At 47.8% G+C, this 12,437-nt stretch carries 11 protein-coding genes; 3 read left to right on the top strand and 8 right to left on the bottom strand.

The genetic code is table 11. The features are described 5' to 3' along the window. Positions 1-7: 7 nt before the first annotated feature. The gene (locus DESLBE_RS05080; protein ID WP_144675460.1) at positions 8-2,662 is read right to left on the bottom strand and encodes a molybdopterin-dependent oxidoreductase; all 2,655 of its coding nucleotides are present in this window, start codon (positions 2,660-2,662) and stop codon (positions 8-10) included. A 216-nt stretch (positions 2,663-2,878) separates the two neighbouring features. Here DESLBE_RS05080 and DESLBE_RS27405 point away from each other — a divergent pair, with 216 nt between their 5' ends. From DESLBE_RS27405 to DESLBE_RS27395, 3 genes are read left to right on the top strand one after another with little or no spacing between them, the layout of a single operon-like run. Beyond that, positions 2,879-3,445, top strand: a complete 567-nt coding sequence (locus DESLBE_RS27405) for a hypothetical protein (protein WP_348981622.1) — start codon at positions 2,879-2,881, stop codon at positions 3,443-3,445. Continuing rightward, positions 3,394-3,819, top strand: a complete 426-nt coding sequence (locus DESLBE_RS27400; RefSeq protein ID WP_348981621.1) for a hypothetical protein — start codon at positions 3,394-3,396, stop codon at positions 3,817-3,819. The genes DESLBE_RS27405 and DESLBE_RS27400 overlap by 52 nt, the downstream gene beginning before the upstream one ends. Further along, entirely contained in the window at positions 3,770-4,108 is a 339-nt protein-coding gene (locus DESLBE_RS27395) for a helix-turn-helix domain-containing protein (protein WP_348981620.1), read from the top strand. Before DESLBE_RS27400 ends, DESLBE_RS27395 begins: the two co-directional genes overlap by 50 nt. A gap of 310 nt (positions 4,109-4,418) precedes the next feature. Here the strand turns inward: DESLBE_RS27395 and DESLBE_RS05070 are convergent, their stop codons facing one another. From DESLBE_RS05070 to DESLBE_RS05040, 7 genes are all read right to left on the bottom strand, one after another. After that, positions 4,419-5,108 carry a molecular chaperone TorD family protein gene (locus DESLBE_RS05070; RefSeq protein ID WP_144675457.1) on the bottom strand — a complete coding sequence of 230 codons (690 nt, stop codon included), beginning with the start codon at positions 5,106-5,108 and terminating at the stop codon, positions 4,419-4,421. A gap of 48 nt (positions 5,109-5,156) precedes the next feature. Further along, positions 5,157-5,732 (bottom strand): 4Fe-4S dicluster domain-containing protein, encoded by a 576-nt coding sequence (locus DESLBE_RS05065; protein WP_144675455.1) that lies wholly within the window; start codon positions 5,730-5,732, stop codon positions 5,157-5,159. Between the two features lie 69 nt (positions 5,733-5,801). Next, positions 5,802-7,163, bottom strand: coding sequence for a 4Fe-4S binding protein (locus DESLBE_RS05060; RefSeq protein WP_144675453.1), 1,362 nt, complete (start codon positions 7,161-7,163; stop codon positions 5,802-5,804). 19 nt (positions 7,164-7,182) lie between these two features. Then, a complete protein-coding gene (locus DESLBE_RS05055) occupies positions 7,183-7,974 on the bottom strand; it encodes a DmsC/YnfH family molybdoenzyme membrane anchor subunit (protein ID WP_144675451.1) in 792 nt (263 codons plus the stop codon). Between the two features lie 90 nt (positions 7,975-8,064). Continuing rightward, positions 8,065-8,877: a DmsC/YnfH family molybdoenzyme membrane anchor subunit gene (locus DESLBE_RS05050; RefSeq protein ID WP_144675449.1), complete on the bottom strand. Its 813-nt coding sequence runs from the start codon at positions 8,875-8,877 to the stop codon at positions 8,065-8,067. Between the two features lie 3 nt (positions 8,878-8,880). Next, positions 8,881-9,456 (bottom strand): 4Fe-4S dicluster domain-containing protein, encoded by a 576-nt coding sequence (locus DESLBE_RS05045; RefSeq protein WP_144675447.1) that lies wholly within the window; start codon positions 9,454-9,456, stop codon positions 8,881-8,883. Positions 9,457-9,475: 19 nt separating this feature from the next. After that, positions 9,476-12,115: a molybdopterin-dependent oxidoreductase gene (locus tag DESLBE_RS05040; RefSeq protein WP_144675445.1), complete on the bottom strand. Its 2,640-nt coding sequence runs from the start codon at positions 12,113-12,115 to the stop codon at positions 9,476-9,478. Positions 12,116-12,437 lie beyond the last annotated feature (322 nt).

The raw sequence follows: 12,437 nt of genomic DNA, 5'->3' as shown, positions 1-12,437 counted from the left end.
CTCCTTTCTAGAAAAAGATTCTCTGCGGTTTTTCTACATCTGGAATAAGCGGCGCACCGGTCCATTTTTCTAAATTCACATTGCAGGTATTCCAGCCGGACAATCCTTGACCGGTGGGGACGTTACCGGAAAGGATATTGTCTGCTCCGCCATGATCGATGCCCGTTTTTTCATCCACATCACACCAAGAACCATGGGGGAGGGCGACAACGCCGGGAACCAGACGTTCGGTGACACAGGCGTTGCGCAGGACTTGGCCGAATTCGCTGGTGATGAGAACGGTATCTTTGTCCTTGATCCCCTTTGCTGCGGCATCCTGAGCTGACAGGAATACCGGGTTGGGGCAGGCCTCTCTTAGCTGGAGAATATTATCAAAGATGGAGTGAGAGCGGCGAAGGTAATGGGGCGTAATCAACTGATAGGGATAAGCCCCTTTGGCCTTGCTTTGCCAATCAGAGAAGGTAGCTTCGTACCCTTGGATGGGCGGGACATATTTGGGGTAGGGAGAAATTTTCGTGTAACCAAGGTTATTTATGATATCGGCAAGGGTTTGGCTGTAGATTTCCAGCTTGCCGCTGACTGAATTGACAGGGTTCTTTTCGGGATCCTTGCGGAAATCTTCATAAGCAATAAAGCCATAATTGTCTCCCTCATGACGTTCTACCTGATAGACACCATCTTCAAGGAGCTTCGTCAGGGGAATGCGTCCTGTTTGAGGCTGTCCCGAAACTCCCCATTCAGAAATATCCTCAGCAGTGATGTCTACTAAAGGTTCAAAGGTTTTGCCGTCTTCTTTTACCACCGTGGAGCCAGCCAGTTTATTAAAGAGCTGCTGCTTGCGGTCGCTGACAACTATTTGGGAAACATCCAATCCTAAGCGCTTGCCTACCTCCACAGCAATCCAGTTATCATCTTTGGCCTCGAAAATGGGTTCAATGACTTGGGAAGAGACAATGAGCACATCGCGGTTGCTGAACAAGCCATCGATATCGCCGGCTCTTTCCCACAAGGTGGTAACGGGCAGGACCAGATCGGCATATTTCGAGTTGGTGGTTAGGAAATGGGATTGGCTGACGACGAACTCCACGGCCCGATGAGCCTCGATTCCTTTGTTCATCCCATCCCGGGTTTGCAGGGTGGCTTCAGAAGTATGCCAAATCATTTGGATATTAATATCCTCCTCTTGCACACGAGTCTTCAGATCCACTCCTTTGACGGTGTCCTGCCAAGTCGGCGGGGAATATTTGATGGTTTTCATGATACTATTGGGAAGATATTTTTTGCGGAGAAGGCCGGTCCACATGTCTGCTTCACAGAGGACTTCTTTCAAGGGGCTGCCCAGAAATGGTTCGCCGCTGCCGCCAGGGTTGACAAGGGCGGGACCGGGGTTGCCTGCATAGTTCCAGCAGGAGGCACCGGTCATATGGCCGGATTTGCCGAAATGTCCGGTCATGGCCCCCAGAGTCATAAACATCTGGGGGAGATTGTCGGAATTCTGAGCTCGCCCGGATGCCCAGCTGGCCAGGATACTGACCTTATTCTGCATGCCGATGGCCCGGGCCAGGTACTTAATGGTGTGAGGGTCTATTCCGCAGATTTCCGAAGCCCATTCCGGGGTTTTGGGGATATTGTCATACTTGCCCAAGACATAATCCTTGAAGTTTTCATTGGTTTCGGCATCTGCCGGCATATGCTCAACATCAAACCCTACAGTACAGCGATTGAGGAAATCCCAATCGATTAAAGGTTTATTGACCGGATCGTCCTCGACGATTAGGGTATAGGCCATAGCCAGGAGCAAGGTCATGTCTGTGGCCGGTTTGATCGGAATCCATTCGGCTTCTAAAGTGGCAGCAGTATCAGTATAAAAGGGGTCAATAATAATGAATTTTGTACCGGCTTCTTTCATTTGCAGGAAATGATACATAGGATTACCCAGGGAACTCCAGGCCGGATTGATGCCGAAGGCAACGACAAGATCGGTTTTTCGCATATCAAAACGGTCGTTAAGGGCTTTGGGATCGAATAAATTATCAGCGAAACCAATAATATGAGGGGTTATGAACCAGGAGCCAAAGGACATCGTCCCCCAAGAGGGAACAAAACCACCGTAGATACTCATTAAATTCATAACTTCACTGTTCGCTTCTCCCGGAACAAGAATGGAAGCATTGCCATAAGCACCTTTGATGCGTTGCAGTTCGCTGGTAAGAATATCCAGAGCTTCATCCCAGGAAATCCGCACCCACTCGTCCTGGCCGCGCAGTTCCTTTTTACCGCCGCCTGGTTCCCAGTTTTTTCTCTTCATAGGGTATTTCAAACGGTCCACACCTTGGGCCTGATGCTTTTGTGAGCGCCCTCTCAGACATCCTCTTTGCTGGGGAGCATCTGGTGTGTCTGGGCGGGTATCATCGGTTTTCTGCCGGACAATGACCCCATCCACCACATAAGCTTTATTGACACAACGGCCGCCGCAGTTATGCCAGCAAGTGGCTGAGACCCATTTGCCTTCTTTTGCTGTATCAAGATTGGCTCCTGCGGGGGTGAGGATATTACCACTGCAGCCCGCAAGCGCCAAGCCGGCAGTTCCGGCTGCGGTAGCGGCCAGGAACGTTCTGCGGCTTATTTGTTTGTCGGCTATTTTCTTGAGGAGACTTGCCATACACCTTCCAACCTCCTAAAATTAGATTGTAGTTGGCACTGTTTTTAACGAAGAGCAACATTGCAGTTCCAGTGCCTCAACTCCAAGTGCTGCTCTTCGTAAGACAATTATAAAAGGAAATCGATCTTGCTTAAATAATCACAAGTACATTAATTACCCCGAATTTTGTGCATGAAAACATTTTTAGAATATAAGATGGAAGGGAGTACAAAGACTTTGAATAAAGAAGCGATTATTTATAACTATTTGCGGGAACTGCTCGAAGCTTATGGTCAGGGTTTGGATGCCTTAACCTATACTCTGTCGAAACTGTTAAAGCTCCCGATCATTGTCGCCAACACTGCTTATGAAACCATTGCTACCACCCATCTTCATCCGGATCTTGACAGCTTTCAGGTAGAGAATGATGAACAGGGAGTGAGCCATAAAAAACTGTATTTCTGTACGATAAAAACAGATACGTTGGGGCTAAGAGGTTTGGGGCGGGCTATCGCACCCGCGGGCCGGGTGCTTGGCTATTTGTTTTTAGTCACTGACAAAGCGGAAGGCTCCGACTTGGATTTTTATGAAACCTTGCTGGACAATGTCGAATCCTTATATGCCAACAGTCTCAAGAACCAATTGGAGCTGAAACAGGAGAAAAACAAATCCAAAGATGCTTTTTTCTACGATCTGCTTTATGGAAACCTTAAACGCAATGAAGATATTATGAACAGGGGAGAGGTATGGGGGTGGGATTTCCGTCATCCCCACGCTGTCCTGCTTTTAAAGGTTCGGATGTAGAGCTTTTTTCTCCGGACCGGCATCTTATTGATGCTCTGCAGAGGATTGTCGAGCGAGGGTTAATTAATAGATATGGCAAAAATCCGGCGGTGACTGTTCATCGCAATGAGGTGATTGCTCTTGTGCATTCAGCGAGCCGAAAACGGTCGGAACAGAAGCAGGATATAAAAGCTTTGGCTGGAAATATCCTTAATCAAACTGCCGATACCGAATTAAATAAGCGCATTGCTTTTGGCGTGGGACAAACCTATGATGAGCCGATTGATCTTTTTCGCAGCTACCAAGAGGCCAAAGTTGTTATCGATATGGGGGGGCCTGCTGGGGGTGAAAGTCCCATTCTTCAGCGATATGGGCTTAGAACGGGTTCTCTATAAGCATGATATCCAGGATTTAAAAGAATATCGCGACCAAGTCCTTGGTGATTTACGCAAGGACGAGTCGGGAGAGAGCCTGCTGGAAATCTTAAAAACCTTCACTATGAATCAGTTTGACGTGAATAAGACGGCTCAGGATCTCTTTATACATCGCAACACCTTGCGTACTCGTCTTAGTAAAATTGAAGCGATCCTTGATCGCCCCTTGGATGATATGAGTACCCGTCTTGATCTTACAGCTGTGCTGAAAATTGAGCAGCTTCATGGGCTTGATCTGGAATCGGAGTAATAGGGTTTTATATTATAAAAGTCCCATTCGGTAGGCTGGAGGGGGGAATAGTTTCCTGTCTCTATTACTAACAATTTATGTATAATATTAATAAGACCTTATTTTAAGGGAAGTTACCCTGTTGAATAACTATCAAGTCCAGTGTTAACAAGATTCTGAAAGGTGGTGCTGACACATAGCAAGTAACGTTCAGAAGGTAATGGAGCTTATTGATACCGTTTTTTGTTGCCATTAGCATAGCAGGTACCTATAGAAAAAGCCTACCACCGGGGCGGTAAGCTTAAGAATGGGTTATATTAAGGCCGTAATTCTAAAATAAATCCATAAGCTCATCGAGAGCTAAATCATCCGCTTCTAAGAACTGTTTCGTTAAGGCAGCCATTTGCGGATAAAAATGGTGAGTTTTTGATTTTTGCATATCCTCAGCAAAATCCCCGATCCAAACCAGTAGGTGATCCTGTAAAAAGGCTTTCTGATCGTCGAGCAGCTTTTTGACCTCATCTATCTTTTGCTGGTCGAACCTTTCCAGGGTCAGTTTCGCTAAATGGGCCATAAAGTCCAGTTCAAAGGCCAGATGATCATCGGCTTCGTGAGGATAATTGGCCGGTAAAAACTGATAGTTCAGATAGGTGCGCCGTACCTTGAGAGTGCTTTCCTGGAAAAGTGCCCGTTCCTTGGTCACATAGACAGATTCCCAGGGGGGAGCAGGCAGCTTATGGGGACCGATCATTAAGCTGGTATATTCACTGGTCAGCTTATCCAGGGTGGGGTCGGGATCAGCGGACAGCGCCAGCCTTAATTTTGTGAGTAAAGCCAGGTAAGTATTAAGGTCGCAATTTTCCTCATCGAGCATCAATTCCAAGGCTTCTTGGGTGTGTTGGTTGGTGGCGATGTCAAGCAGTTCCCGGTTCGGCTCGATTCCGAAAATATGCTGAAGCAGCTGGTAAATATAGTGTCGGTTGGCTAAAATTATAGCAATTCCATCATCTTGTGTTGCCATAGCAAGCACCGCCTTTACGGATTTTTTGGTTAAGATTTTTTCCATGGGCTAGAAGTACTTTTCACTATAATGGGGAGACAAAGCGCATTTTTTAGGCTTAATTAATACGGATGGATTTGTCAACGTTGAGGAAGGTAGAATAGGTAAATCCTGAACGACATCCGCACCATGTTTTGCCGCAAGCTCATCTAAATCGCCAAATTCCAGGCAGCGCATAAGACAGGCATCCACACAAACCGGATTTTTGCCCTTGTCACGCAACCCCTTGCAACTGTCGCATTTGCCGATGGTGCCGGTTTCTTCAATAAATTGAGGAACACCATAGGGACAGTTCCAGGTACAGTATCGACAGCCGATGCATTTATTTTTTTCATGTTGAACTGTGCCATCATCGGCGTAGTACAATGCATCGGCAGGACATCCCTTAACACATTTGGCATTGGAACAGTGGTTGCAAGCACTGGAATAATGATACAGCCTGGCGTCGGGATACAACCCTGTTTCATAACTTTTGACTCTGCGGAATAAAATGCCCACATCCAACCGGTTTCTATCTTTGCAGGCTACTTGACAAGTTCGGCAGCCAATGCATTTATTGATATCGAAATAAAACCCTAAAGCCATTCCTATTCACCTTCCTTCGCTGTAGAGATCTCTTCAGAGGAAATTGCGGAAGGCACCAGAATCCCCTTATCAAATGGATAGGATATTCAGAGATAAGGTTATGATAATCGAGAGAACATACACAACCAGAATACCAAGAAACACTTTTTCTTTGCCGGGTAAATCGGCCCAGCGTACGCGAGCTTGACCGGCCCCACATTCTGAACAAATTACTTCCGCACAGGTTAAAGGATGTTCGAAAACCGAATCAACAGGCCGGCTTACTGGTCCATTGGGGCGAAAAAGCATCCTGGTTCTTCTCTTTACAGAAGCAAGGAAATTAAGCACAGTCCCAACCGGGCAAACCAAACGGCACCAAACACGGTAGATGAAGGTCCCGGTTATCAAGACCAGACATAGAGTGAGCCAGTGGCCGAGATTCCCTTGACCGCCAAAGCTTACCGCAAAAGGTTCATAGCTGGCGATACTGGGATTGTTGAAGATAAGCGCCGCCATCACCGCGGCCCAGAGGATGCCCCAGCGAATTTTGCGAGCCAGAGCCATCATTGGGGAGGAAGGATTGAACTTCATAACCCCCAGGGCTTTGTAGATACCCTCCTGAAGTCCGCCAAAGGGGCAAAGCCAGGTGCAGTAAAAATTTCTTCCCCAGAGCAAGGTAAGGATAAGAATTCCCAGTGTCAATAGATACCAAAAGGGACGTTCCAAGGGGGATGGTAAATTGCCGCTGATGAGGCTAGTGAGATTCGCCAGACTCAAGGCAACGTTGAGGAAAAAGCCCAGAAAGAGAACGGAGATGGCTAAGATCCAAGGGCGCAATGTATGGCGGCGGCGTGATACAGCAATGAATATCAGGCCATATAAGATAATCAGCCCAAGCTCCTGCCAACCCAGCGAGAAGCGGGTCCCGGCAGGAACCTGGAGGCCCAGCTCATGTTTGCCTACCTGCCAGGAGCCCTTGCGAACAGCTTGGGCGATCCCTTTAACAGTATAGGTTGCTCCGCTTACTGCGTCAATATCCTGCCCGGGCTCAAAGGGATCATGGGCTTGTTTACCGATAAATTTGTCCAGATAGCCTTCATTCAGCACGCGATTGAAATAAGCGGGGGTTTCGCAATTTTCGGTAATGATCACATTCTTAAGGATACCATCTATTCCGAGATAGACTAAGATGCCGAGAGGTCCGCCATATCCGGAGGCACCGGCTGCCACAGCATAACCCAGGATAGTGTCATCCTTATCCCATAACTTATAGGCAGAATATCCGCCGACCCCGGCAATCGGTTCGCACCTGGAGGCGGCAGGTTCCAGATGCTGAATGAAAGCAACTGTCTCTTGCTTGTTTACAAACTGCTGATAGACGATAGCGGCCAAGATAAGAACAACTGGGATGATTATGGTGATATGCCGAATGGAAAAACGCTCATGATTCATTGCTGTGTTCCTTTAAAGTCTAAAGTCCGCTGTCGGTAATAAGAACAGCATAAAACAAATATCTGCTCACCATTAAGCCGCCGCCTAAAGCTGCCGTGCCTATATAGACCATTGCCATTCTTCCTGAACCCGTCTGTTCTTTGGCGGGTTTCAGCGAGGGAATAAACAATAAAACAGCGCCTGTCAGAAACAGGAGAAGGTGAATGCCAAGGAGCAGACCAGTAGTTTGGGTATCAAAACCATTATAATTGAGAAAGGTTACTACCCCTAGAATAACTGCGCTAGACAGCCCGATCAGGCCGTACATCTTTTGGTTTTTTATATCTGTCCCACTCAATTGGATGGTCCAAAAGAGGGCAATTCCCAAGACCATTGTGACCGCTAAAAAGTCAATAAGGGGAACGATGCTTTGCCAACCGGGGCGGCTGGTGCTCATATAGACATTAGCCATAAAGACAACATTAATCAAACCAACGGTACCGGCAGTCCAGCCAAAACGCTTGATGGCGGGATTGACATATTGCACTACGGCATGAATGATGGCAAATCCAATGAATAGAAGGGAAAAGACCAGTACCCGCGACAGCCAGGAATGGCTGAATTGGGATATGGCATTAAAAATAAACGCCGGCCTGCCCAAATAGAAAACAAAAGCCAGCAAGCCGATGGTACCCAATAAAGCGGAAGCAACCGAAGCCGGTTTATAGTCATTTCTGCCATTCATTTTCCCGGCGGCCATCATGGCGATCATGATGCCAATAGCCGCTTGCAGGCCAAGGGAGAAAATAACCAGCTTAACGTCCTGAACCATAGTTTCACCGTCCTTCTATTTAGAGTAGCGAAATCCTCTTCCCGCCCGTTAAAAGCGGGAAGAGGAAAGTAAAGCGGAAGAAAGGTTTTGCTAGGAGACAATCATGATGGCAAAGAAGAGATAGCGTCCCACGGCCTGGCCAAGCACGACCAGGGCAGTAGCCCCAAGAATAATAGGCGCGTCCTTGTTCTTTTCCCTGGCAGGGAGGAAGAGCAGACCGGCTCCGACAAGAATGGCAGCCCATTTTAGAATCATAGTCGGTGTCATACTGCTGAGAATCGCATGACTCTGTTGCAGGGCAAGATTACTGCTGGCTCCGAAACCATTGTAATAGGGGATCATGGCGACAGCTTGGATCACGAAGGCTGCGGTTACAGCAATGGCGACAACTTTTCGCATTTTGCCGGTATCCTCCTTGGCGCTTAAGGCGAGGAAAAGCAGTGCTCCCATGGAAATTGCGGCAGCATAGAATTCCACAACAATTGAACTGGACTGCCAGGCGGCAACACTGGAGGATGTATAGACCGAAGCCATAGCCAATACGTCAATCAGGCCGATTACGGCAGCCAGGATAATTAAAGTATTAATTGCCTTTTTAGCGGCAGGTTTAAAGTAAATGAGCAAAACGGCGAGCGCTGTCAGGCCGGTAAAGGCGCTGGTAAACCAAATCTCGCGGCTTAGCCAGGAAGTGGTGAATCCCATGAGCGTATTGACAGCGGCAATGGGGTGGCCCAGATGCAGGAAGGAAGCGAGAAGACCGACGATGGCTAAGCCTGCGGCAGCGGCTACAGCGGTTTTAAAGATACCGTCCTTGTTCAATTGCTTGGCTACAGCCGTAAATACCATCAGGCCGACAGCCGCTTGAACACAGATGGTGAATATAATCAAGGCGAGCTCTTCCACTGTTTACACCTCCACTTCTTTATACTGGGGATCCAGAGAGAATTTCCTGGGGTTAATCAATAAAGAGGGGTTTGTCACCTGAGCGGAGGGCAAGACAGGCAATTCCTTGACCAGGTGAGCGCCATGTTTGGCGGCCAGTTGGTCAAGATCGCCGAACTCCAGGCAGCGCATAAGGCAGGCGTCGACACACACCGGATTTTCTCCGGCGTCGCGCAGGTCTTTACAGCTGTCGCATTTGCCGATAACGCCGGCTTCTTCAATAAACTGCGGGACACTGTAAGGACAATTCCAGGTGCAGTATTTACAGCCTACGCATTTTTTGCGATCGTGCTGGACGGTCCCGTCATCAGCGAAATGCAAGGCGCCGGTGGGACAGCCTTTGACACATTTGGCTTCCTGACAATGGTTGCAGGCGCCGGAATAATGGTACACTCTGGCAGCGGGATAGGCACCTGTTTCGTAGCTTTTGACTCTGCGGAACAAAATGCCCACATCCAAGCGGTTTCTATCCTTGCAGGCTACCTGACAGGTGCGGCAGCCGATGCATTTATTGACATCAAAGTAAAATCCTAAGGCCATTTTTGTTTTCCTCCTTCGTTTAGAGTTTAACAACTCTCATTGGCCATAAGTGGTCGGGTGTAAGGGGCGCTCCGTCATACTTTTCCATATTGACCAATTGAGTGTTATAGCCGGAAACGCCTTGGCCGCTGGTAATAGGGGCGCAAAGGTAGTTATCAGACCCGGACTTGTCGATACCGGTAGCTTCATCCAGCTCTAACCAGGTACCGTGTGGCAGCTCAATATAACCAGGCATAAGCCGCTGGCTGACGCTGGCTTGACGCAGAACCTTACCATGGGGATTGGTCAGAAGTACAGTATCACCATCTTTGATGCCTTTTTCTTCGGCATCCAGTGCGCTGATGAATACGGGATTGGGCATTGCCTCTCTCAACCAGGGCAAATAGTCAAAACCAGTATGTGCCCGCCTTAAATAGTGAGGATTGGTTACCTGATATGGGTAATCCCCCTTGATCTTTTTGCCCCAGTCTTTGAAGCTTTGCTCATAGCCGTTTAAAGGCTGTATATAACTTGGATAGGGTTTGAGGGTGCTGCGTCCCATGGCGTTAATTCGATCGGCTTTGGTTTGGCAATAGATTTCAAACTTCCCGCTTTTTGAACCGAGGGGGTTGTTCTTCGGATCTTTGACAAAGGCTTCATAGGTAATATTGCCAAAGTTATCTCCCTCATGGCGTTCAATCTGGTACTTCCCTTGTTCCATGAGTTCTTTCAGGCCGATTCTGCCTTGTTGCGGTTTGCCATCTGTTTTTCCATACTTTGATGCCCACCACGCAAGGTCTTCCTCAGTAATCGTTACTAAGGTCTCATAATCGGTACCTTCTTTATTGATAACCGTAGTTCCGGCAATTATATTGAGGTACTGTTGCTCTTCAGTCAAAGGATAGGCTTGGCTCACATCAATGCCTAAGCGTTTGCCGAGCTCGATCCCAATCCATTGATCGCTCTTCGCTTCATAAAGGGGCTCCACGACCTTGGATGGGAAGAATTGTACATCCCGGTTATAAAACCCAAGATAAAAATAAGAGCTTTGTCTTTCCCACTGAGTAACAATAGGCAATACGATATCAGAGTATTGGGCACTGGCGTTTAAGGAATAAGCACAGCTTACCACAAAGTCTACTTTGCGATGGGCTTCTATGCCTTTTTTGATACCTTGGGTAGTCTGTAGGCTGTTTCGCCAAGAATGAATGATCACATGGATATCAATATCATTAGGGCCAACACTGGCAAGATCCCCCCAGAGGGCTGGCCCGGTGCGGTTATATTTTCCGCTGAGTACGGCATCCCATAGCTCGGGACCTGTAATAATATCGGTACAAGGATTGGGAATCACGGGAGCGCCTGAAGCGCCCATCATAACCAAGTTCGGGCCACAGTTGGTGGATTGATAGTATTGACCAGAGCCACAGGCGTGACCGGGTTTACCGAAATGACCACCCATAGCTGCCACTGTCATTAAGATTTGAGGAAAATCATCGGCATTATTACAGCGGGCCGGCGCACTGGCATGTAAAACGGTAACCTTCTTGTCCTTGCGCATTTCCTTGGCATACCAAACAATATCTTGTACAGGGGTACCGCAGATTTCCGAAGCCCATTCGGGAGTTTTGGGCTGGTTGTCGTATTTGCCCAGTATATAGTCCTTAAAGTTTTCGTTAAGAGCAGCATCAGCCGGCATATGTTCGGCATCAAAACCGACGGTGCAACGATTAAGAAAATCCCAATCAATAATTGGATTGCTGAGGGGGTCGTCTTCAGTGACCATCACATAGGCTATCGAAAGCAGGAAGGCTGTGTCTGTACCGGGGCGAACTTGTATCCATTTGGCATCGACCAAGTTAGCTGTTTCATTATAGCTGGGGCCGACATAAATGAACTTCGCTCCGGCCTCTTTGGCATGCACCAGATTATAACTGGGCGATCCTGCTGAAGCCCAGGCAGGGTTGCAGCCATAAAGGACAATGGTCTCGCTCTTTAACAGATCCAAGCGGTCATTGGCATCGTTCATACCGGCAGGCAGAATGCCCAATATGCCGGATACATGCAGGTATGTGCCTACCGATGAAGTATCCTGCACGGTGGTATAACCGCCAAACCCATTAATGGCATTATAAAAATCACAAAAATTATCTCCCCAGGTAGGCATCAGGATGGAGCTGTTCCCGTACTTCTCTTTGGCACTTTTTAACTCGGCAGCTACGTAATCCAGGGCCTCATCCCAGGAAATCCGAACCCATTCATCTTTGCCGCGCAAAGATTTATCTCCGCCGGTAAGAGGTTCCCAATGCTTGCGTTTCATAGGATATTTGATCCGATCGACACCGAATGCCTGTTGCTGCTGGGCACGCCCACGCAGACATCCTCTCAGCTGCGGATTATTGAAGCTGTCCGGGTGGGTATCATCGGTTTTCTGGCGGACAACCACATTATCCACGACAAGGGCGGCATTATAACATTTATAGCCGCAGTTAAACCAACAGGCGGCAGGTATCCATTGTCCTTCTCCGTTAATTGCGGCTGCGTCATAATTCGCTCCCACCGGAGCGAGCGCAGTGCCGCAGCCGGCCAGCGCCAGGCTGGCCGTTCCGGCCGCAGTTGCCGCTAAGAATGTTCTACGGCTTATTTGTTTTTCGCTAATTTTTTGGAAAAGATTTGCCACACCTTTAACCTCCTCTTAATTACGAAATATCCATAGACTTATTCTGTCGGTATTGGCTGTAGCAGTCACGATTTATGGACACTGTTTGTACTAATGATAACATTCGAAGTTGCAGTGCCTCAAATTCAAATATTACCATCAGTCTTGGCAAGTAAATTGTGAAAGGCCAATGACTTTTCCTAAGCCTGATTCCATTATATAATGGACTAAGATGAATCAAATGTTCACATGCACAAAGTCTGAGTGCGGTTACTGTGCACCGTAACTAATGGATAAGCCAGAGATAAATCTTTGGGTTGAAATTTTAGGGTCAGATAAGCTA

Source organism: Desulfitobacterium sp. LBE, from assembly GCF_007830365.1.
GTDB lineage: Bacteria > Bacillota > Desulfitobacteriia > Desulfitobacteriales > Desulfitobacteriaceae > Desulfitobacterium > Desulfitobacterium hafniense.
Note: the sequence above shows the minus strand (reverse complement) of the source record. Positions and strands in the feature narration are given on the sequence as shown.

What these genes read in the sequence shown, in the direction of transcription:
- DESLBE_RS05080 (WP_144675460.1), bottom strand. Translation starts at nt 2,662, where the DNA reads ATGGCAAGTCTCCTCAAGAAAATAGCCGACAAACAAATAAGCCGCAGA.
- DESLBE_RS05070 (WP_144675457.1), bottom strand. Translation starts at nt 5,108, where the DNA reads ATGGCAACACAAGATGATGGAATTGCTATAATTTTAGCCAACCGACAC.
- DESLBE_RS05065 (WP_144675455.1), bottom strand. Translation starts at nt 5,732, where the DNA reads ATGGCTTTAGGGTTTTATTTCGATATCAATAAATGCATTGGCTGCCGA.
- DESLBE_RS05060 (WP_144675453.1), bottom strand. Translation starts at nt 7,163, where the DNA reads ATGAATCATGAGCGTTTTTCCATTCGGCATATCACCATAATCATCCCA.
- DESLBE_RS05055 (WP_144675451.1), bottom strand. Translation starts at nt 7,974, where the DNA reads ATGGTTCAGGACGTTAAGCTGGTTATTTTCTCCCTTGGCCTGCAAGCG.
- DESLBE_RS05045 (WP_144675447.1), bottom strand. Translation starts at nt 9,456, where the DNA reads ATGGCCTTAGGATTTTACTTTGATGTCAATAAATGCATCGGCTGCCGC.